Source organism: Bacillus sp. FSL K6-2971 (assembly GCF_038006405.1).
Taxonomy (GTDB): domain Bacteria; phylum Bacillota; class Bacilli; order Bacillales; family Bacillaceae; genus Bacillus; species Bacillus pumilus.
The window spans coordinates 3,374,779-3,396,125 of the sequence record NZ_JBBOVD010000001.1 but is presented as its reverse complement, the minus strand read 5'-3'; the positions used below and the strand labels follow the sequence as shown (position 1 = coordinate 3,396,125).

General features: G+C 41.9%; 19 protein-coding genes. 12 read left to right on the top strand and 7 right to left on the bottom strand.

The genetic code is table 11. The annotated features are described in order from the left end of the window. The first annotated feature begins 173 nt into the window (after nt 1-173). From MHI33_RS18210 to MHI33_RS18195, 4 genes are all read left to right on the top strand, one after another. Nucleotides 174-1,451: a cation:dicarboxylate symporter family transporter gene (locus MHI33_RS18210; protein ID WP_003213370.1), complete on the top strand. Its 1,278-nt coding sequence runs from the start codon at nt 174-176 to the stop codon at nt 1,449-1,451. Between the two features lie 16 nt (nt 1,452-1,467). Then, nucleotides 1,468-2,913, top strand: coding sequence for an aspartate ammonia-lyase (gene aspA, locus MHI33_RS18205; protein WP_340912960.1), 1,446 nt, complete (start codon nt 1,468-1,470; stop codon nt 2,911-2,913). A 116-nt stretch (nt 2,914-3,029) separates the two neighbouring features. Next, entirely contained in the window at nt 3,030-4,346 is a 1,317-nt protein-coding gene (locus tag MHI33_RS18200) for a sensor histidine kinase (RefSeq protein WP_065098019.1), read from the top strand. After that, a complete protein-coding gene (locus MHI33_RS18195; protein WP_044138951.1) occupies nt 4,343-5,275 on the top strand; it encodes a response regulator in 933 nt (310 codons plus the stop codon). The genes MHI33_RS18200 and MHI33_RS18195 overlap by 4 nt, the downstream gene beginning before the upstream one ends. A gap of 16 nt (nt 5,276-5,291) precedes the next feature. Here MHI33_RS18195 and MHI33_RS18190 read toward each other — a convergent pair whose 3' ends face one another. Further along, nucleotides 5,292-5,900 (bottom strand): TetR/AcrR family transcriptional regulator, encoded by a 609-nt coding sequence (locus MHI33_RS18190; protein ID WP_111913089.1) that lies wholly within the window; start codon nt 5,898-5,900, stop codon nt 5,292-5,294. Nucleotides 5,901-5,989: 89 nt separating this feature from the next. Here MHI33_RS18190 and MHI33_RS18185 point away from each other — a divergent pair, with 89 nt between their 5' ends. Beyond that, nucleotides 5,990-6,538, top strand: a complete 549-nt coding sequence (locus MHI33_RS18185; RefSeq protein ID WP_113768087.1) for a hypothetical protein — start codon at nt 5,990-5,992, stop codon at nt 6,536-6,538. Nucleotides 6,539-6,575: 37 nt separating this feature from the next. On the opposite strand, the gene MHI33_RS18180 is transcribed toward MHI33_RS18185, so the two are convergent. The 3 genes from MHI33_RS18180 to MHI33_RS18170 are packed head-to-tail and all read right to left on the bottom strand — an operon-like array spanning nt 6,576 to nt 9,143. After that, entirely contained in the window at nt 6,576-7,514 is a 939-nt protein-coding gene (locus MHI33_RS18180; protein WP_113768086.1) for a metal ABC transporter substrate-binding protein, read from the bottom strand. 13 nt (nt 7,515-7,527) lie between these two features. Then, nucleotides 7,528-8,400: a metal ABC transporter permease gene (locus MHI33_RS18175; RefSeq protein ID WP_340912951.1), complete on the bottom strand. Its 873-nt coding sequence runs from the start codon at nt 8,398-8,400 to the stop codon at nt 7,528-7,530. Further along, on the bottom strand, nt 8,400-9,143 hold the full coding sequence (locus tag MHI33_RS18170; protein WP_058013687.1) for a metal ABC transporter ATP-binding protein: 744 nt from the start codon (nt 9,141-9,143) through the stop codon (nt 8,400-8,402). The genes MHI33_RS18175 and MHI33_RS18170 overlap by 1 nt, the downstream gene beginning before the upstream one ends. A gap of 432 nt (nt 9,144-9,575) precedes the next feature. Here MHI33_RS18170 and MHI33_RS18165 point away from each other — a divergent pair, with 432 nt between their 5' ends. From MHI33_RS18165 to MHI33_RS18135, 7 genes are all read left to right on the top strand, one after another. Continuing rightward, nucleotides 9,576-11,675, top strand: coding sequence for a heavy metal translocating P-type ATPase (locus tag MHI33_RS18165; protein WP_321160727.1), 2,100 nt, complete (start codon nt 9,576-9,578; stop codon nt 11,673-11,675). A 143-nt stretch (nt 11,676-11,818) separates the two neighbouring features. After that, nucleotides 11,819-12,505, top strand: a complete 687-nt coding sequence (locus MHI33_RS18160; RefSeq protein WP_058013689.1) for a DsbA family protein — start codon at nt 11,819-11,821, stop codon at nt 12,503-12,505. Further along, nucleotides 12,502-12,915: a disulfide oxidoreductase gene (locus MHI33_RS18155; RefSeq protein ID WP_003212957.1), complete on the top strand. Its 414-nt coding sequence runs from the start codon at nt 12,502-12,504 to the stop codon at nt 12,913-12,915. Before MHI33_RS18160 ends, MHI33_RS18155 begins: the two co-directional genes overlap by 4 nt. 146 nt (nt 12,916-13,061) lie before the next feature. Continuing rightward, nucleotides 13,062-13,673 carry a trimeric intracellular cation channel family protein gene (locus MHI33_RS18150; protein WP_003212961.1) on the top strand — a complete coding sequence of 204 codons (612 nt, stop codon included), beginning with the start codon at nt 13,062-13,064 and terminating at the stop codon, nt 13,671-13,673. Between the two features lie 322 nt (nt 13,674-13,995). Then, on the top strand, nt 13,996-16,011 hold the full coding sequence (locus MHI33_RS18145) for a Na+/H+ antiporter (RefSeq protein ID WP_003212699.1): 2,016 nt from the start codon (nt 13,996-13,998) through the stop codon (nt 16,009-16,011). 63 nt (nt 16,012-16,074) lie between these two features. Continuing rightward, complete coding sequence (locus tag MHI33_RS18140) at nt 16,075-16,944, top strand: ROK family protein (protein WP_113768083.1); 870 nt, start codon at nt 16,075-16,077, stop codon at nt 16,942-16,944. Nucleotides 16,945-17,013: 69 nt separating this feature from the next. Further along, nucleotides 17,014-17,859 (top strand): aldo/keto reductase, encoded by an 846-nt coding sequence (locus MHI33_RS18135; RefSeq protein WP_012011253.1) that lies wholly within the window; start codon nt 17,014-17,016, stop codon nt 17,857-17,859. Nucleotides 17,860-17,899: 40 nt separating this feature from the next. On the opposite strand, the gene modB is transcribed toward MHI33_RS18135, so the two are convergent. The 3 genes from modB to MHI33_RS18120 form a co-directional block, all read right to left on the bottom strand. After that, nucleotides 17,900-18,565: a molybdate ABC transporter permease subunit gene (gene modB / locus MHI33_RS18130; RefSeq protein ID WP_044140928.1), complete on the bottom strand. Its 666-nt coding sequence runs from the start codon at nt 18,563-18,565 to the stop codon at nt 17,900-17,902. Further along, a complete protein-coding gene (modA, locus tag MHI33_RS18125) occupies nt 18,565-19,341 on the bottom strand; it encodes a molybdate ABC transporter substrate-binding protein (RefSeq protein ID WP_265208506.1) in 777 nt (258 codons plus the stop codon). Before modA ends, modB begins: the two co-directional genes overlap by 1 nt. A 151-nt stretch (nt 19,342-19,492) precedes the next feature. Next, nucleotides 19,493-21,343: an LTA synthase family protein gene (locus tag MHI33_RS18120; RefSeq protein ID WP_126740890.1), complete on the bottom strand. Its 1,851-nt coding sequence runs from the start codon at nt 21,341-21,343 to the stop codon at nt 19,493-19,495. Nucleotides 21,344-21,347: the final 4 nt, after the last annotated feature.

Genomic DNA, 21,347 nt, shown 5'->3' with positions numbered 1-21,347 from the left:
TTCGCTCAAAAGCGAAGTCTTTTTTTAACAATTTTGTGGAAAAACCCACCTTTTAAAAGATTTTTCATAAAAAATTCACTTCTTTTTGTTCCTTTTTGTCGTTTTTTGTAGGTTCATCGTTAAGATGCGATTAAGCAACAAAGAAAGCGTTATCAAAAAAAGGGGGTTCACGTATGAAAAAGTTAGGTTTAGCTTCTCAAATACTCATTGCGCTTGTTCTGGGTGTTATCGTGGGAGCGCTGTTTTATCAAAATGAAACCGTTATTAATGTGTTAACGCCAATTGGCGATATATTCATCCATTTAATTAAAATGATCGTTCTTCCAATTGTTATTGCTGCGTTGATTGTAGCAGTAGCTGGTGTAGGGGATATGAAAACCATCGGAAGACTCGGTGGGAAAACGATTCTTTACTTCGAAATTGTCACAACGATTGCATTAGCAGTAGGACTGCTTGCAGCAAACGTCTTCCATCCTGGTACAGGAATTGACATGAGCAACATGGAAAAAGGCGATATCTCTAAATATGAAGAGACATCGAAAGCTTCTTCCGAAAAAGCAAGTTTCTCTGAAACGATTGTGCATCTAGTGCCAACAAACGTTTTCCAATCCATTGCAGAAGGTGATCTATTACCAACGATCTTCTTTACAGTCTTATTCGGATTAGGAATAGCCGCAGTAGGAGACAAAGGGAAACCAGTGTTAGGGTTCTTTGAGGGTATACTCGAAGCCATGTTCTGGGTGACCAATAAAGTGATGAAGTTTGCACCATTTGGTGTATTCGCGCTCATCAGTGTGACGGTGATCAAATTCGGGGTCGGAGCGCTTCTCCCGCTAGGTAAACTGGTACTTGTCGTTTACGGCACAATGGCATTCTTCGTGATTGTCGTACTTGGCATTATCGCAAAATTAGCTGGAACAAGCGTCTTTACACTATTTAGAGTGCTAAAAGAAGAAATCATTCTTGCATTCTCAACAGCAAGTTCAGAAGCTGTACTGCCTAGACTAATGGATAAAATGGAGAAGTTCGGCTGCCCGAAAGCGATCACTTCGTTCGTTATCCCAACAGGCTACACCTTTAACTTAGATGGAAGTGCCATCTATCAATCCATTGCCGCCATATTTGTTGCACAAATGTACGGCATGCCACTTTCCATCTATGAGCAAATTACGTTACTATTAATCTTGATGCTGACATCTAAAGGAATGGCTGGTGTACCAGGTGCATCAATCGTTGTTGTCATCACAACACTTGGTGCAATGGGACTGCCGCTTGAAGGACTTGCCTTCATCGTTGGGATCGACCGTATTCTTGACATGGTTCGTACAACTGTTAACGTATTTGGTAACTCACTTGCAGCCATTGTCATGTCTAAGTGGGAAAAAGTTTTTGATCAAGAGAAATCGAAGAAGTATATTGAGGAATTAAAACAACAAACAAAAGCAGCGTAAAAGGAGATCTTTTCAAATGACGAAGCTACAGGACAAGAAAGTTCGAATCGAACGAGACTTTCTAGGTGAAAAGGAAGTAGACACTCAAGCGTATTATGGAATTCAAACATTACGTGCAGTAGAGAACTTTCCAATTACTGGCTACCATGTTCATGAGGAACTCATCAAAGCATTAGGGATTGTCAAAAAGGCAGCCGCACTTGCAAATATGGATACACAGCGACTATATTCTGGTCTTGGAGACAAAATTGTTCAAGCCGCAGACGAAGTTATTGAAGGAAAATGGAACAATCAATTTATTGTCGATCCAATTCAAGGCGGGGCTGGCACTTCAATGAATATGAATGCCAATGAAGTCATTGCAAACAGAGCGCTTGAACTACTAGGAAAGGAAAAAGGTGCTTATACTGAGCTAAGTCCAAACACGCATGTGAACATGTCGCAATCAACAAACGACGTTTTCCCAACAGCGATTCATATTTCAACATTGAATATGATTGAAAAACTACTTTATACGATGGAAAACATGCATCAAGTCATGACAGAAAAAGCGCAAGAATTCGATCATGTCATCAAAATGGGACGTACGCATCTTCAGGACGCTGTTCCAATCAGACTTGGTCAAGAGTTTAGTGCTTATGCAAAGGTTCTTGCTCGTGATATTAAACGTATCAAGCAGTCTAGACAGCATTTATATGAAGTCAATATGGGAGCAACAGCAGTCGGAACTGGATTAAATGCTGATCCTAAATATATTCGCCAAGTGGTTGGCTATCTATCTGACATTAGCGGATTACCGTTAGTTGGAGCTGAAGACTTAGTCGATGCCACGCAAAATACGGATGCTTATACAGAAGTATCAGCTGCACTGAAAGTATGTATGATGAATATGTCCAAAATGGCGAACGATATTCGCTTGATGGCATCAGGTCCAAGAGCAGGCTTTGGTGAGCTTCACTTGCCGCCAAGACAGCCAGGTTCATCCATTATGCCAGGGAAAGTCAACCCAGTGATGCCTGAGGTCATGAACCAAGTGGCATTCCAAGTCATCGGAAATGACCACACGATCTGTCTTGCATCAGAGGCTGGTCAGCTTGAGCTGAACGTGATGGAACCAGTCCTTGTGTTCAACTTGCTTCAATCTCTCAGCATCATGAAAAATGTATTTGAGTCCTTCGTAGACAACTGCTTGCGTGACCTAAAAGCAGATGAATCTAGATTAAAAGAATATGTAGAAAAAAGTGCTGGTGTCATGACGGCGGTCAATCCGCATATTGGTTATGAAGCTGCTGCACGAATTGCCAGAGAAGCGATTCTTACAGGCGTATCTGTACGTGAGCTTTGTCTGCAAAATGATGTTTTATCAGAGGAAGAGCTTGATGTCATCTTGAATCCTTTTGAAATGACTAAACCAGGTATTGCTGGCGCATCACTTTTAGAAAAGGATCGTTTAGAAGATTAAGCGGCATCATGAGAAGCGCACACCGACAAAGTTCCGGTGTGCGCTTTTTCATGGATGTTTGTTTTTCTCAAGCCCACATAGTATACTATCGTCAATTATTAGGGATGTGACTGCGTTTGAATCTACTGAAAAAATGGCTAAATACAGAGCCTTATTTAATTGTGATGCTCATTGTACTGACACCGATTGGCGGAGAGTTTAAATTTTATCCTTTTGAGGACAGCTTTCGGGTCAGCTTTGGAACCGTTGTCTTTTTCTTTATCCTGCTTCAAATGAAAAAATTCCCGGCATGGGCAAGCGGTATCATTGCAGGGGTTTCTGTTTTTGCGTTTCGCGTGCTTCTTGATACAGCCGTCACAGGTCATCTTCCACTGGAAGAGGCAATTTCATTCAGATTTCCTCCCCTGCTTTATTACGTCGTCTATGGCACGCTCTTTTATTTATTAAAGGTCAGACGTTTCCGCGATCAGCCTTGGCTGATTGGAGCGACAGGTATCATCATGGAGCTATGTGCGAGCGTTGTTGAAATGATTGCACTTCGTGGCACCATCGATGAAATTTTAACGATGCGGACGCTGTTTCAACTTTTCGTTTTAGCGATTTTCAGAAGCTTTTTCGTGTTGGCTTGTTATACAATGATTCGCTTATATGAAGAGCAGGCGAGAGAGCGTCAAATGAAAAAGGAAAAGGAACATCTGCTCATGCTCCTGTCTAATCTTTACACGGAATCTACATACTTTCATAAAACACTTGCACATGCTGAGCACATTACAGCGACATCCTATCAATTGTATCAATCCTTGCATCACGCAAAGGATGCAGAGTCAGTGGATTTGAAAAAGCTCGGAAAAACAGCCCTGCAAATTGCAGGAGAGGTGCATGAGATCAAAAAGGATAACCAGCGGATTTTTTCTGCCTTATCAAAGCTGATTCATGAAGAAAATTTCCAGGCTTATGCAAGTCCTGCCCATATTGCTGGGCTTGTGATTCGTATCCATGAAAATTACGCAGAATCTCTTAAAAAAAACATTGTCTTTCATTATGATGAAGATGGGCAGCATCCCGCCTATCACGTGTATACCATTCTATCTTTGTTAAATAATATCGTTTCCAATGCTGTCGAAGCCATTCCGGTGGATGGAGAGGTGTCTCTCTCTATTTCCCAGAAAGAGAACCATGTGATTTTTCAAATTAGTGACAACGGGCCTGGCATTAAAGAGCGTAATCATCATGTGATTTTTAAACCCGGTTTTACTTTAAAATACGATCAGGCTGGGAATCCATCAAGCGGTATCGGGCTTTCCTATGTGAAGGATACAGCGGAGAAGCTTGGCGGAAGTGTTGAGATGAGGAGTATCCCAAATAAACAAACGATTTTCACGTTAACGATACCATTGGATCAAGTTAGTAGAAAAGAGGGGGTTGGGAGATGAGATTTTTTATTGTGGATGATGATGAAGCCGTGCGTTCTTCACTGGCTCAGCTTATTGAAGATGAAGAGCTTGGCATTGTCGCGGGGGAAGCAGAGGATGGCGCAGAGTTAACAGCAAGCTACTTAAATGATTTGCATATTGATATCTTATGTATTGATCTATTGATGCCGGAACGAGACGGACTTGAAACGATTCGAGCTATTAAGGATGAGTTTCATGGGAAATACTTAATGCTGTCACAGGTAGAAACAAAGGAATTAATCGGCCAGGCGTATACGCTTGGTGTTGAGTATTATGTGACAAAGCCAATCAATCGTGTAGAGGTCTTAAGTGTGCTCCACCTCATGATTGAGCGGCTTCATTTAGAGCATTCAATTGAAAATATTCAGCACTCACTCAAATCCGTCATGCAGTTTCAGCAGCGCGGTCAGACGAAAACGAAGCAGCGGGGGAAAAGTCTTGCAGAGGCAGGTCAGTTCTTGCTGGCGGAGCTTGGGATTGTCGGTGAGAAGGGGTCTAAAGATTTATTAGATATGATTCTCTTCACAGATCAATATTTAGCGCTGCATACCGATCATCATGATTCCTTTCCTTCTTTAAAGGTTATTTTCACGGGCGTCACCGAGGAAAAATTAAATGAGCCTTACACATCGGCAGACATTGCAAGAGAAGCGAAGGCAGCGGAACAGCGGGTAAGGCGTGCGATCAACCAATCATTGAAACATATCGCATCACTTGGGTTAACCGATTTTTCTCATCCGACCTTTGAAAATTACGCATCTAAATTCTTTGATTTCACCATCGTGCGAAAGAAAATGAGTGAATTAACAAAAGAGACGAGCGGTAGAGAAGAACATACCCGTATCAATGTGAAGAAATTTGTGCAGGTGCTCTACTACGAAGCAAAACGTATTTTTATGGAAGATTAAAAAAAGACATGCTCCCTCATGAGGGAGACATGTCTTTTTTGGTGATGGATTGCAGGTGCATCTGCAGTACGGAGCGTATGAGCTGAGGCGGTAAGCGATGAGGCTGCAAGATTCCATTCAATGCAAGTCCGTTGATGACCGCATAAAGCCGCTCAGTTTCGACTAAAAGATCGATATGATCAAGCAAGAGCCCATCCTCTTTTAATTTCATTAAACAATATTGGGTCATTTGGAAAAGCTCGTCATACATCTTTGCATTGAGCGGCTGTAAATCAGGTTCAGTCATCGACTTGACTGTAAAAGCCTGCCACACCTCCATTTCAAATCTTCGTTCTTCATCAAGTGGAAGAACCTGTTCCAATAACGCGAGGACATTTTCTTCCGTTGAACCGTTCAGCTGAAGTCCTGTCATCCGCTCTTTGACTCTTTCCTGAATCAATGTCATAGAGAAAAGAAATAGCTCCTGCTGTGTGGAGAAATAATGGCGCATAGAGCCCGCTGAAATGCCAGCTTCTACCGCTACTTTTCGTACAGAAGCGTTCTCCAATCCATCCTGTTTAATCACTCTCATGGCAGCTTGAGCGACTTTTTGTTTTTGTTTATGGTGATCGACGATTTTTGGCATACATTGATTTTAGCACAGCTATTGTTTTTTTAACACAGTTGTGTTACTTTTTATTTAGTACGATTGTATTAAAAAGGATGTGGTGAATATTGATCGGGTTATTGATTGTGGCATGTGAAATTGGATTTTGGCTGTTTATTCTGGTGGGTTTAACACTGCGTTATTTGCTTAGACAGAAAAAGTGGGGCGCCTTCTTTCTCATTTGTACACCGATTTTGGATCTCATTCTTCTTGCAGCGACGTATATGGATTTAAGGCAGGGGGCTGTGGCGAGTGTCATTCACGGGCTCGCGGCTGTTTATATTGGGGTGAGCCTCGCTTTTGGACAACAAATGGTGAAATGGGCAGATGTCCGGTTTGCTTATCGATTTGCAGGAGGCCCTAAGCCGAAGGGAAGACCAAAGTATGGGAAGGAACGGTCTGTGTATGAAATAGCCGGCTGGACACGGCATCTCGTCTCTTATGTCATCGGAGCCGGTCTACTATTTGGGTTATCTTTTCTCATCCAAGCACCAGAACGAACGGAAGCACTGATGCAGCTAGCGAGAGTATGGGGAATGGTCTTAGCCATTGATTTCGTCATTAGCATCAGCTATGTGATCTGGCCGAAAAAACACCCGCAAAATATAGCCAGCTAATAAAAAAGACAGGCGAAATCACTCCGCCTGTCTTTTCTTATGATGAAAGCCCTTTGTAAATGGTGTCAATATTCCATTTCATCATCTTATAGTAGCTGTCTCCATCTTCACCTTTCTTTCCAATGGAGTCAGTAAATACTTTTCCTTTAATCGGAACCCCAGTTTCTTCAGATAGGCTTTCAAGGCTGCGTTGATCGACACTTGTTTCAAGAAAGAGCGCAGGCACTTGATGATCTTTGACGAAATGAATGATGCGCTTCATTTGTCCAGGTGTTCCTTCATTTTCTGTGTTAATCTCCCAAATGTAGCCTGCCTTCAGTCCATAGGCATCTGCAAAATACTTGAAGGCTCCCTCACTTGTCACAAGACGCTTTTTGTCTTTTGGCAGCTGGTCGAACTTGTCTTTTGCTTCATCATGAAGCGCTTGAAGCTTTTTGATATAGGCTTCTGTATTTTTTTCGTAATCCTCTTGATGCTCAGGGTCCGCTTTAATAAGTGCATCTCTGGCATTTTTAGCATACAGAATCCCATTTTCGACATTTAGCCAGGCATGGGGGTCCTGCTGGCTTTCCAGTCCTTTTGAAGACAAGTGCTTTACTTTGACGCCTTTACTTAATTCGGCTACAGGTGCATCATCCCCGTCCTTGCCACTCGATTCGAGCAGCTTTTGAAACCAGCCATTCCCTGTTTCAAGGTTTAAACCATTATATAGAACAAGGTCTGCATCCGTTGTATGCTGAACATCCTTTGGCAGTGGGTCAAATTCATGTGGGTCTGTACCAATGGGAACAATGCTGTGAATAGAGACGTGCTCTCCGCCTACTTCCTTCACAATGTCATAAAGAATGGAGTAGGTCGTGACGACTTTTAATGTGCCGTCATCTTTGCCGGAATTATTTTGTTTTGTAGAACAGCCTGTGATGACCATAAGGGCAATGAATACTGCGGTCAAACGGATTGCAAATACCTTCTTCATATATGTCCTCCTTTTACATAGACGCTTCCTTTTTTAGCTGCGTTCGTTTTCGTTTAGACCTTAATGATCTCCATAGAATTCCTTGCTTTGGTGAAAGGATAAAGGCACTCCCGAATAAAATGGTCGCAACTAGCACGATAGAAGCGCCAGACGACAAGTTATACGTAAAACTAAGCCCAAGTCCGACGACGGCAGAAACTGCCCCGAAAAATGCAGATAAATAAATCATAATCCATAGCCGGTCTGTTAAGAGATACGCAGTGGCTGCCGGCGTAATAAGCATGGCAACGACAAGAATAATCCCAACAGTTTGCAATGAAGCAACGGTCACAAGGGTCAACAACGTCATGAGAAAATAATGGATCATTCGATTCGGTAAACCGTAAACCGAAGAAATCACCGGATCAAATGAACTAATGAGCAATTCTTTGTAGAAAACGATGACGGCCAGCAGGATAAAAATGCCGATGCCAAGCGTAATCCACATATCAGATGATCGAAATGCTAGAACGTTTCCAAACAAGATATGATATAAATCACTGGAACTTTTCAAAAATGTGATCAAAATGATCCCGATTGAGAAAAAAGCGGTGAAGACAATGCCAATTGCAGAGTCATTTTTAATGCGGCTGTTTTGACTCACGTATCCGATCCCAATCGCTGTTAATACGCCAGTTAAGACGGCTCCGAAGAAAAAGTTAATTCCCAGCATATAAGAGATGGCGACACCTGGCAGCACAGCATGCGATATGGCGTCTCCCATCAATGCCATGCCCCGTAAAATGATAAAGCAGCCAATGACCCCGCAAATAATGCCTACCATCACGGATGTAAATAACGCTTTTTGTAAAAACGCATATTCAAAGAGTCCGGTTAAAAATTCCATTACACGTCTCCTCCTGCTGATTTTAAGAATGGTAGCTGCGTTTCATATGCCTCCAGCATGACCTCTGGGCGAAGGATGTCGTGTACAGGTCCCGCTTTGATGAGTTTTTTATTTAACAGAACGAGATGACTGAAGTAATCATCGGCTTTACTTAAATCATGATGGACCACTAAAATGGTTTTTCCTTCATCCCGTAATTCCTTCAAAATGCGAATCATTGTTTCTTCACTTGCCATATCAATTCCAACAAATGGTTCATCCAAACAGAAGAGCTGTGCGTTTTGCGCAAGTGCTCTTGCAAGGAAGACACGCTGTTGTTGACCGCCGGATAACTCACCAATTTGTCTTTTGGCAAAGTCCTGCATGCCGACTTTTTCTAAACAGTGGTATGCATATGCCCGGTCTTCTTTTTTCGGACGTTTGATCAGGCCAAGCTTCGGATATGTTCCAAGTAGGACGGTATCCAGCACATGAATAGGAAACGTCCAGTCTAGATCATTTCTCTGAGGTACATAGGCGATCTGTTTTCTAACTTGTTTAAAGGGCTGTTCAAAAAAGCGAATATCCCCTTGGTCTTTTTCAATTAAATCTAAACATGCTTTGAGTAAAGTCGATTTACCGGCACCATTTGGACCTATGATTCCTGTCATCGTTCCTTCCTGTATGGAAAGAGAGATGTTCTCTAAAGCATCCTGCCCATGATATGAGACATGAAGACGGTCGATTGTTAAAGCATTTGGCATCTCTTGCGGCCCCTTTCAATCATCATTGCACTTCCTAAAGATATATGCATACATTAAATAATTTTGATTAAAGGATGAAATGATTCTCTAATCCTATTTTGTTTCCTTAGGGAAACTTTTATTTTATTCTAAGCGTCTGTCCTTCTTTTGTAAAGAGAAAAACTATATCTTATTCTGTAAGAGGGCAAATGATCGTTTTTATGTTATGCGCAGAGCGGTGGGCATGAGCTTGGTTTATTGAAAATCCGTGTGACAGAATGGGACACAAAAAAACCAATTATTTCTTCATAAATGATTGACAGAAGATAAGAAATCCTCATATAATAAGGGTAATCCAATATATGAATATATGCTCATATATAAAGTTTTTAATTTTTAATAGGTTGAATCGATCCAGGGAACGTTACTTATCATATAGAAAAAGGTGAGAACATGAAAAAGATGAAGGATGAATACGTATTAAGCGGTCTTGATTGCGGCAACTGTGCACGTAAAATAGAAACAGGTGTCAGCAAAATGGATGGAGTGGAAGCTTGCTCTGTTAACTTTGCGACAGGCACCTTGACTGTGACGCATGCAGATAAGCAAGAAACGATGTCAAAGCGAATTGAAAAAACTGTTCAGTCCATTGAACCTCATGTGAGTGTATCACCGAAAGAAGATGGTCATCATCACGATCATGATCACGGGACGAAAAATTTAAAAACGATTGTGCTGAAATTAATTGGCGGTGCAGTCATTGGAACAGCCGCTTTCTTTATACCTGAAGATGGTATATTAAAGTTCCTTATGTTCTTCGCAGCATATTTACTAGTCGGCGGTGATGTGGTTTTTAAAGCGCTGAAAAATATCGTGCGAGGCCAAGTATTTGATGAGAACTTTTTAATGACCATTGCAACAGTTGGTGCTTTTGTTATTCAGCAATATCCAGAGGCACTGGCAGTGATGCTCTTTTACCAAATTGGAGAGCTCTTCCAAGGGGCGGCAGTGAACCGTTCAAGACGTTCAATTAGTGAATTAATGAATATACGTCCAGAATACGCGAATCTAAAAGTCGGAAATGAAACGAAAAAAGTGAATCCAGAAGAAGTAAAAGTCGGTGACCGTATTGTCGTGAAGCCTGGTGAAAAAATTCCGCTGGATGGGCTCGTTATTGAGGGCTTCTCACTTGTTGATACATCCGCATTAACAGGGGAGTCGGTGCCGCGGGATGTAGAAGCGGGAAAAGAAGTTCTTGCAGGATTTGTGAATCAAAACGGTATACTTGAAATTGAAGTGCAAAAAGAGTTAAGCGAATCGGCCGTGACGAAAATTTTAGATTTGGTTGAGAATGCAAGCAGCCGAAAAGCGCAGACAGAAAATTTCATTACAAAATTTGCGAAATATTATACACCGGCTGTCGTCGTGCTCGCCTTATTGCTTGCCTTTGTGCCGCCGCTTCTTATTCCATCAGCACAATTGTCTGATTGGGTGTACCGGGCACTTGTCTTTCTCGTGATCTCTTGTCCTTGTGCTCTTGTTGTATCCATTCCATTAGGATTTTTCGGGGGAATTGGGGCAGCGTCTAAACGAGGCATCCTTGTCAAAGGCAGTAACTATTTAGAAGCATTGAATTCTGTGAAATATGCGGTATTTGATAAGACGGGCACGCTTACAAAAGGAAACTTTACAGTGACCAATATTGTCACAGCCAGTGACAAGTGGTCAGAAGAAGAGCTGCTTTCTTTTGCAGCACTAGCAGAAGCCCATTCCTCTCATCCTATTGCAGAATCGATTAAAGCGGCGTACAGCTCACCGCTTGATGAAAGTCAGATCGAAGCATATGAGGATATCGCGGGACATGGAATTAAAGCGACCATCAGCGGTTCTCACGTCTTAGCGGGAAATTACCGCTTGATGGAGCGAGAAGGTATTGCGTATGAAAAAGAAAAAAGAAGCGGAACCGTTGTGTACATGGCAATTAACGGTGAGTTTGCCGGATCAATCTTGATCGCAGATGAATTGAAGGACGATGCAATCGAAGCCGTTTCTGCTCTAAAAGCGTCTGGTATTCAAACCGTCATGCTCACTGGTGATGCTAAGCAAGTCGGAACTGCGGTCGCTAAGCAAATTGGCATTGATGAAGTACATGCAGAATTATTACCGCAGGATAAAGTAACGAAATTAGAAGAAATTGATCAGAAAAAAGCGCCTCAAGAAAAGCTATTATTTGTTGGGGACGGCATTAATGATACACCGGTATTAGCAAGAGCAGACATAGGAATTGCAATGGGCGGGCTTGGTTCAGATGCAGCTGTCGAAGCGGCTGATATCGTCATCATGACGGACCAGCCATCAAAGGTAGCTGAAGCCATCGCTGTTGCAAAACGAACAAGAAGGATTGTATGGCAGAATATCGCATTTGCCCTTTGTGTCAAAGGCGTTTTCCTATTACTCGGAGCATTCGGAATTGCGACGATGTGGGAAGCGGTCTTCTCGGATGTCGGTGTCACCGTACTCGCTGTTTTAAATGCGATGAGGGTCATGAAATAAAATTGTAAGGAAAATTTCATGAATACCATCTTTCATAATGGACCCCCTCTTGTTAAAATAGAAGAAGTTGGATAATGGCATTTTTCTAAGCTATTATCCAACTTCTTTTTTAAAGGAATGATAAAGATAAGGTAGGTGCTTATGTGAGTAAGAAAAATAATCAATCTTCATCCATTAAATTTGCTGTCATTTTAACCATTATCGCAGCTCTTCTCATCGGTATATTTGTTGTGATTGGAAACAAGAACAGCCAAGAAGCACAAACAGTTGACAGTAAGCCTTCGATTAAAGGACAGCCTGTCATAGGAGACAAAAACGCAGCGGTGCAAATTGTCGAGTTTGGGGACTACAAATGTCCGTCATGTAAATCATTCGAAACAGACATTTTCCCAAAACTGAAAGCAGACTACATAGATAAAGGCGATGTATCATTTTCATTTATTAACTTGCCACTGCCTGTTCATGGAGATGGCGCAGTGTTAGCAGCACTAGCTTCTGAAGAAGTATGGAAAGAAGATCCAAAAAACTTCTGGGCATTCCATGAAGCTGTCTATCAAGCACAGCCAGATAGTGAAGCAGAATGGGTTACGCCTGCTAAGCTGACTGAATTAGCGAAAAAGACAACAAAAATTGATACGGACAAACTCAAAGATAACCTATCAAAGAAAACGTATCAGCCGCAGCTGAACACAGACGATCAGCTTGTGAACAAATACAAAGTGAATTCAACACCAACGATTTTGATTAACAATAAACAAGTTCAAAACTTCTATGACTATGATGAAATCAAAGAATTAATTGATCAAGAGCTCAAAGGGAAGAAATCATGAAGAATAAGCTTATTTACTTGTACAGTGCTTGGATTGTCTCGATCGTTGCGACGATGAGCAGCCTGTATTTAAGTGAAATTAAGAAGTTTATTCCATGCGATATGTGCTGGTTCCAACGCATTTTCATGTACCCGCTCGTGCTTTTACTTGGAATTGCTACGTTCCGGGGTGATGTCAAAGTGAAGTATTACGTACTGCCTTTGGCTGTGATCGGTGCTGGCTTTTCCATCTATCATTATATGGAACAAAAGATCCCAGGCTTTGCGTCGATTCGCCCTTGCCTCAGCGGTATTCCTTGTTCTGTTGATTATTTGAACTGGTTTGGTTTTATCACCATTCCGCTGTTAGCACTTATTGCATTTATTCTGATCATCATCAGTATGCTGCTGTTAAATGCAAAAGAAGATTAAGAGATAGCCTGCTTTTTAGCGGGCTATTTTTTATTTTTGCAAAAAGATAAAATTTAAAGAAAATTTGTATTGCTTTTCGTTTATGTCAGATATACATTAAGGGAGTAGTGTTAGATGATCAGATCATGTAAGGAGATAAGCGGAAAATGGCATGGGAAGTCTTAAGTATCATTGGTATTATCGCATTCGCCATTAGTGGTGCGATAGTGGCAATGGAGGAAGAGTACGATATTCTTGGTGTGTACATTTTAGGGATTGTGACAGCATTTGGCGGTGGAGCGATTCGGAATCTATTAATCGGTCTTCCGGTGTCTGCTTTATGGTCACAGGGCAAGATGTTTACCATTGCTCTTGTATCCATTACGATTGTGTTTCTTTTTCCAAAGCTTTTGCTCAAGCACTGGAGCACATGGGGGAATTTCTCGGATGCGATTGGCTTAGCAGCGTTTGCGATTCAAGGTGCATTATTTGCTGTGCAAAGAGAGCTTCCACTCAGTGCGGTCATTGTTGCAGCCATTCTGACTGGAAGCGGTGGCGGAATTGTGCGTGATTTATTGGCAGGGCGAAAGCCGCTTGTGCTAAAAGCAGAGATTTACGCAGTCTGGGCAGCACTTGGCGGCTTACTCGTAGGACTCGGTTTAGCACAAGGAGAGATTGCTTTGTATTTGCTGTTTCTCATCCTCGTCGTATGCAGGGTTTGTTCCTATCTATTCAAATGGCGGCTTCCCGCTAGGTCTTATTTTTTAAATAAAGGGTAAAACGAGAAAAGAGCGATTTCGCTCTTTTTTTTGTGTTTGAAACGAGCTGGATGTCAGCAGGTAATGGAGTTTTCGTGTAAAATAAAAGCAGGGTCTTTTTGTTCATCATTGGAACAATACATATGATGAAAATTTTGTCAGCTGGCTGAATATCTGGATTCAGCCTTTTTTTGCCTAGATGGATTGTTATGTGTTGGTTTCACATTTTGCGGAATACTAAAGAAGCTCCTATGATCGGACGGATGAATCAACTCCAAATGAACACATCTTTGCATGTAAGCAAAACTTGACGAAAAAATTAAAAGAGGAGGGACACGTACTAGTGGAGATTTTTTTGGCAGTGCTCGTACTACTTGCACTCATTGCATCATCTAATATTATCAATCGTTTTGTCCCCTTTATTCCAGTCCCGTTAATTCAAGTGGGCTTAGGAATACTGGTGGCAGCTTTTCCTTCAGGTTTACATATTTCTTTAAATCCTGAACTATTCTTCGTTTTATTCATTGCGCCGCTGTTATTTAATGACGGGAAGCGTACCCCAAGGGACGAGCTGTGGAAATTAAGAGCGCCGATTCTTCTGTTAGCCCTAGGGTTAGTTTTTGCGACAGTCATTGTCGCGGGATATACCATCCATTGGATGATCCCAAGCATTCCGCTTCCAGCCGCATTTGCGCTTGCAGCGATTTTATCACCGACAGATGTGGTAGCAGTCAGTGCTCTTTCCAGCCGTGTGAACATGCCAAAGGGCATCATGAGATTGCTGGAAGGCGAGGGATTAATGAACGATGCATCAGGACTTGTTGCCTTTAAATTTGCCATTGCAGCAACAGTAACTGGCGCTTTTTCAATTGCTGAGGCATCCTTTAGCTTTGTCCTAATTGCCGCAGGTGGTCTATTGACTGGATTTATTCTATCCTTTTTTATCATTCGTTTTCGCTATTTTCTCCGCCGTTTAGGAATGGACGATGTCACGATGCATATCATTCTGCAAATCCTTACACCATTTGTCATCTATTTAGCAGCTGAAGAAATTGGTGTATCCGGTATTTTAGCCGTTGTTGCTGGCGGTGTGACACACGCTATTGAGCAGGATCGAATGGAAGCAAATTTAGCCAAACTGCAAATTGCTTCATCAAACACATGGAATATTATTTTATTTATTTTAAACGGACTTGTTTTCGTTATTCTTGGATTGCAGATTCCTGATGTATCGACAGTGATTTTCCAGGATGAAGCGTTTAATAATATGCAGGTCATCAGTTACATCTTAATCATCACGCTATGTCTCATGATCCTGAGATTCTTATGGGTATGGCTCTTCTGGGCAGGTAACTGGAGTGTAACGAAAAAGCAGAATGTGAAAAAACCGAAGCTGCGTGCTTCGATGCTGATGACATTCTCTGGTGTTCGTGGTGCTGTCACTTTAGCTGGTGCCTTCTCAATACCATTTACGCTTGCGGACGGATCACCATTCCCCGAGCGGCATTTGATTATTTTCCTCGCGGCAGGCGTCATTTTATGTACACTCATTTTAGCTAGTGTATTATTGCCTCTTTTATCTGAGAAAAAAGACAAGCAAATCGCCGTGGATTTGGATACAAAGGTTCAGCATGCGAAACGGAAGCTGCTGAGAAGTGCCATTAAAACCTTAAGAGAAGGAATGAATGAAGACAACAGGGAAGTGTCTCTAGCACTCATTAATGATTACCGAATGAAGCTGCGTAATATCCAGCGTGAGCCGTACCAATTCGGGATGAGAAGACAGGAACGAAAAATCAGATTGCATGGAATTAAAGCAGAACAAATGAAGCTTCAGCAATTAATTGATGAAGAGAAATTAGATAAAGAAGAAGCCTATGAGCTACAGGAGAGATTTCATGAGCTGGAAATGCTGTATTCAAACTCCTTCAAAATTCGTTTTTCAAAAGTGAAGTTCCTGCGCTTGCTTCAATGGCTCCAATTATGGCGACCGAATCAGCTCGTTTCCAGCGGTATTTTAGAAAACGAAGACTCGTACAAGCAAATCCGTAAGAAAACGGCAGAGGCTGCTGTGGACTCGATCAAACAGCATATGACCGATGAAAATAAACAAACGTGTCACCAAGTGATTGGCTTTTACAACCAAGTCATTTATCGATGTGAACACGGTCCAAGCTTCTTTCAGCAAAAAGATCGTTCGTTTGACCGGAAGAAAAAAGAGCTTAACTTCCAAGCTGTACAGACGATTCGAAATGAAATTCAAACTTTGTATGAAAATGGTGAAATCAATCGTGATATTGCCCATCATTTAAGGGAGTATATCAATGATATGGAAGCTGTTCTCTTGACCAATACGTAATGTTGTCATCTTTTTCCCTATGTTTTATGATGAAGAAAGAGAACGAGCAGGGGGAGATCAATGATGGCGTATTATGGAGCAATTGAAGCTGGCGGTACAAAGTTTTGTTGTGCAATTGGCAATGAGCACGGGGACATTCTCGAAGAAATGACGATTCCTACAGAGCACCCAGAAAAAACGTTGCAAAAGCTCATTCCATTTTTCGAGCAGCATGACATTGAAGCATTAGGGGTCGGCTCCTTTGGACCGATTTGTGTCCAAAAGGACGACCCTTCTTATGGTTATATCATGAACACGCCGAAAGTAGAGTGGAAGCATTACCCGTTCATCCCAGAGCTAGAGAAGCAATTAGAAGTCCCAGTATCTTTTACAACAGATGTCAATGCGGCAGCTTTAGGTGAATTAACAAAAGGAGCAGCCAAAGGGCTGAATAGCTGTATGTATATCACGGTCGGTACGGGGATCGGTGCTGGCGCTGTTGTAAAAAACGAGCTTCTTCACGGTCATTCGCATCCAGAGATGGGGCACATCCTTGTCAGGCAGCATGAATCAGACCCATTTGAAGGAGTCTGCCCAGCGCATGGAACGTGTTTAGAAGGACTGGCAGCTGGCCCAGCGATTGAGAAAAGGTGGGGGAAATCTGCCAAAGAGCTCACAGAGGAAGAAGCAGTTTGGGCACTTGAAGCCGATTATTTGGCGCAGGCACTGATGCAATACTCGCTCATTTTAAGCCCAGAGCGCATCATTATGGGCGGGGGCGTCATGAAGCAAAAACAGCTGTTTCCACTAATTCGAGAGAAGCTTGCTGTTTATCTCAATGATTATGTAGACCTGCCGCCGCTTGATACATACATTGTCTCTCCTGGACTTGAGGACAAGGCCGGCATGACAGGAGCTTTGCTGTTAGCCATCGAAGCGAAGAAAAACGCCTGATAATAGAGTTTTAATGGACAACGTGAGATAATGAAAAAGATGGAATCTATGAAAAAGGTGGTTGTTAAAATGGTTAAAAGCTTGAATGATACCGTAACACTGAATAACGGAGTGGAAATGCCTTGGTTTGGTTTAGGTGTATTCAAAGTGGAGGACGGCAATCAAGTGGTAGATGCCGTAAAAGCAGCCATACGAAACGGATACCGCAGTATTGATACGGCTGCCGTTTATAAAAATGAGACAGGCGTAGGCAAAGCGATTAAAGAATCTGGCGTGAAACGAGAAGATTTGTTCATTACGTCTAAAGTATGGAATACGGATCAAGGCTATGACAAAGCACTGGCTGCATTTGACGCAAGCTTGAATCGACTAGGTCTTGATTACTTAGACCTCTATTTGATTCATTGGCCTGGCCCAAATGCAGAAACATTTAAAGACACATGGCGTGCGCTTGAGAAGCTTTACAAGGATGGGAAAGTGAGAGCCATTGGCGTCAGTAACTTCTACATTCAGCATTTAGAAGAGCTGTTAAAAGATGCTGAGGTTGTTCCAGCCGTGAACCAAGTTGAATTTCATCCGAAACTGACACTTGTCGAACTGCGTCAATACGCAAAAGAAAAAGGCATTCAAATTGAAGCATGGTCTCCGCTCATGCAAGGAAAGCTATTAGATCATGACGTATTAAAGGACATGGCTGCACGCTACAACAAATCTGTTGCTCAGGTCATCTTGCGCTGGGATCTGCAAAGCGGCGTCGTGACGATTCCTAAATCAATCAACGAAGAACGCATTAAACAAAATGCAGATATTTTTGATTTCGAACTTTCAAAAGAAGACATGGAAAAAATCGATGCATTAAACAATAACGAGCGCGTCGGCTCGAATCCAGAGACGATGACGGTTGGGTTTGAATAAATGAAAAAAATCCTCTTTCTCATGTGAGAAAGGGGATTTTTTATGTACTGCTTCTTCGCACAGCCAAGAGCATAATAAAAGATAAAATCACAATACAAATCGTCCATGCCCAAGCAAGCTCCATGCGTCCAGAATCAATCGCCACATAAATAGCGGTTGGGAGTGTTTGGGTTTTTCCTGGGATGTTGCCGGCAAACATTAAGGTCGCTCCGAATTCTCCAAGGGCTCTTGCAAAGCTGAGGATGCTGCCTGACAAGAGGGATGGCAGGGCAAGAGGTACCGTAATATAGGCAAAGACTTGGAAGGAATGAGCGCCATCTACTTTTGCAGCCCCTTCAATATCTGACTCAACTGTAGAAAAGCCAGCCTTTGCTGATTGATACATGAGCGGGAATGCCACGACTGTCGAAGCAATGACCGCCGCCCACCATGTGAAAATGACCGGCTGATGGAAGATCCATTCAATCACGCCCCCTATTACACTATGCTTTCCGAATACGACGAGCAATAAAAAGCCAACGACTGTTGGCGGGAGAACGAGCGGCATCATCAGGAGCGTTTCCACAATCATTTTCCCTTTAAAAGTTGTTCGCTTCATCCAGAAGCCAATCGTTGTGCCAAAGACAGTGGCCAACAGTCCGCTAACGATGGCCACTTGAACGGACAGCCAAATGGGTGATAGAAAGTCTTCAGTGAGCATAGGCATTACGACACTTGAAAGCCGTATTTCTTAAAAATGGATGTGGCTTTATCAGATTGAAGAAATTGAAAAAAGGCCTTGGCTTCCGTTAGATGTTTTGTCCCTTTGACAATCCCTACTGGATATATAACCGGAGAGTGCATGTCCGAATTTGCTTCAGCTGCAATCTTTACCTTTTTGGAGACGAGGGCGTCTGTTTTATACACAACACCTGCTTCGACATTTTCAGTTTCAACGTAGCTTAGAACTTGTCGTACATCTTTGGCATAGACAGCATTCTTTTTCACTTGGTCCCATATGTTCAGTTTTGTGAAGATCTCTTTTCCATATGTACCAGCAGGAACCGATTCAGGTGTGCCAAGAGCCATCTTTCCTTTTATGTGCTGGACGTCTTGAAAGCTTTTAATAGAGGAAGAGCCATCTTTTGGCACAATAAGGACTAGCTCATTTTGTATGGCGTCCTTGATATAATCTTGATCAATGTCTCCAGATTGAACAAGTTCATCAAAGGGCTCTTCAGCTGCTGAGAAAAAGAGATCCGCTTTTGCTCCTTGAGCGATTTGCTGCTTCAATGCGCCGGATGACCCGAAGTTATTCGTTAATGTCACATGTGGATGCTGTTTGTGAAAGGAGACTTCAATTTCCTTTAGTGCATCCTGAAGACTTGCCGCTGCTGAAATCACAAGCTCTGTTTTTTTATTCGAATTAGATGGCTTCATCTCTGTTTGGCATCCACTCAGGAGCAAACATATGGAGATGAGGGCTAAGAATGTATACTTCATGTTCACACCTCTTATCATTCAATATCATGTAGTTCCCTTTATTATAAGCAAACTTATTTGAGCATTCATAGGCTTTCAGCAAAAAGAGAAAAGAAAAAGCCGCCAAATGGCGACTTTTAGCGTGACGACTAAGGAGATCGTTCTATCCTGTTTACTGCTGATAAAAACGCAGCAAATTCCCATTGATCACCTTGTCTGATAAGGAGAGCTCTTTATTGGCTTTTTCGATATAAGGCTGACATACCTCATCCTGCTTCACGGGTTCTTTTGTTTTTTGATCATAGCAGGTGTTTTTTGTATAGAGATAATCATCTGTAATAAAGTTACCGTTTCTCAGTACAGCGAAAGGCGTCCGTTCATTTGAAAATAAATCATTGCCGAATTGAATGGAATCCTTCGTTTCAATCCCTAGTAAGTGAAGAAGTGTTGGCTTTACGTCTATTTGACCAGCTGTTTCAGAAATCGTCTGCGGTGCTTGATCCGTGACACCAGGAATGTAAATTAAAAAGGGAACACGCTGCAGTTTGACCGCATCAAACGGTGTGATTTCCTCTTTATTGAGCAACTGTGCCATTGCCTCATGATGTGCCTCAGAGATGCCATAATGGTCACCCATGAGGACAAACATCGTATTGTTATACAATCCTTCTTCTTTCATACGGTCAAAAAATGTCTTAATTGCTTCATCTTGATAGCGGACGGTCGTCACATAGCGATTTAAAATGGTACTGGACGAATCATATTCATCAATAAACTGATCCTTCGGGTCAATTTCAAATGGAAAATGGTTGGTCAAAGTAATAAACGTACTGTAATAAGGCTGCTTCAACTTTTTTAAATGATCAACGGATTGATCAAAGAAGTCGATATCCTTTAAGCCCCAGCCAGTGGAATTCAGTTCATTGACATGATATGAATCGACATCATAAAAACGATCAATTCCTAGAGATTCATACATCACATCACGATTCCAAAACGTTTTATTATTTGCATGAAATTGGACGGATTCATAGTTTTCTTTTTTCAACTGCTTGTATAACGTGTCATATTCATTGTCACTTGCTGTGAAAAAGACAGCGCCGCTGCTAGAAGGATAGAGGGAATTAGCGACAATAAACTCTGAATCGGACGTCTTCCCCTGCTCTGTCTGCTGATAAAATTCATCAAAATAAAAACTCTTTTTAGCCAATTGATTTAAAAAAGGAGTGATATATTGTCCATTTACCTTTTGGTTCATGACAAATTGCTGCGTGGATTCAAGTGAAATGAACACAACGTTTTTGTCTTTAGCAAGTCCGAAGTACTCTTCGTTTGGTCCGCTGTAATCAGCCTTTGTGTAGTTTGCTACAGTAGAAAGCGTATCTTCATCTGCAAAGGCCTTTTGTCCAATGCGTGCCGTTTGGGCAGCACCGTCATACAGATGGAATTGGAACAGCCCGAGGTTTCTGACAATGACTTCACGATCATAAGAGCTTGTCAGAAATCGAGGGTGATCCATCATAGCTGAGCTGACATGAAACAATAGGAAGCTGCAACAGATCGCATAATATGTTTTGATCGTCTTGTATGACGCTTTTGGGGCTAATGGTTTGCGCTTGAGCAGCCAAGCAAGTACAACAAAATCAACGAGCATCAGCACAAAGAGCGGGTGGAATAATTCCGTCATACTGCTGCCCATATCTCCCATGTTCTTCGCTTGGAATAGCACGGGAATGGTAATGAAATCAATGTAAAAACCATAAAAGATCGTATTCGATATAAGAATCGCCGTAAGAATAAAATTTGCAGTCAATAAAAAGACCTTTTGTTTGGTTTCATTTAGAAAAAGAGCTATCCCAAACAAAGGGAGTAGAAAGCTAAGTGGATTGATCAAAAGTAGCCATTCATGAAACAGATTGGCCGTTCGTATGTGAAATCCTAGTTGATAAATGATGTATGTTTTCATCCACATGAAGAGGATGGAATACACTAAAAACCAGTGATTTTTGAAAAACGCTTTCATTTAT

Coding starts and splice junctions, on each gene's coding strand:
- modB (WP_044140928.1), bottom strand. CDS start 18,565: ATGCCTATGCTCACTGAAGACTTTCTATCACCCATTTGGCTGTCCGTT.
- MHI33_RS18140 (WP_113768083.1), top strand. CDS start 16,075: ATGGCGTATTATGGAGCAATTGAAGCTGGCGGTACAAAGTTTTGTTGT.
- aspA (WP_340912960.1), top strand. CDS start 1,468: ATGACGAAGCTACAGGACAAGAAAGTTCGAATCGAACGAGACTTTCTA.
- MHI33_RS18165 (WP_321160727.1), top strand. CDS start 9,576: ATGAAAAAGATGAAGGATGAATACGTATTAAGCGGTCTTGATTGCGGC.
- MHI33_RS18155 (WP_003212957.1), top strand. CDS start 12,502: ATGAAGAATAAGCTTATTTACTTGTACAGTGCTTGGATTGTCTCGATC.
- MHI33_RS18150 (WP_003212961.1), top strand. CDS start 13,062: ATGGCATGGGAAGTCTTAAGTATCATTGGTATTATCGCATTCGCCATT.
- MHI33_RS18135 (WP_012011253.1), top strand. CDS start 17,014: ATGGTTAAAAGCTTGAATGATACCGTAACACTGAATAACGGAGTGGAA.
- MHI33_RS18180 (WP_113768086.1), bottom strand. CDS start 7,514: ATGAAGAAGGTATTTGCAATCCGTTTGACCGCAGTATTCATTGCCCTT.
- MHI33_RS18210 (WP_003213370.1), top strand. CDS start 174: ATGAAAAAGTTAGGTTTAGCTTCTCAAATACTCATTGCGCTTGTTCTG.
- MHI33_RS18175 (WP_340912951.1), bottom strand. CDS start 8,400: ATGGAATTTTTAACCGGACTCTTTGAATATGCGTTTTTACAAAAAGCG.
- MHI33_RS18170 (WP_058013687.1), bottom strand. CDS start 9,143: ATGCCAAATGCTTTAACAATCGACCGTCTTCATGTCTCATATCATGGG.
- MHI33_RS18120 (WP_126740890.1), bottom strand. CDS start 21,343: ATGAAAGCGTTTTTCAAAAATCACTGGTTTTTAGTGTATTCCATCCTC.
- modA (WP_265208506.1), bottom strand. CDS start 19,341: ATGAAGTATACATTCTTAGCCCTCATCTCCATATGTTTGCTCCTGAGT.
- MHI33_RS18190 (WP_111913089.1), bottom strand. CDS start 5,900: ATGCCAAAAATCGTCGATCACCATAAACAAAAACAAAAAGTCGCTCAA.
- MHI33_RS18195 (WP_044138951.1), top strand. CDS start 4,343: ATGAGATTTTTTATTGTGGATGATGATGAAGCCGTGCGTTCTTCACTG.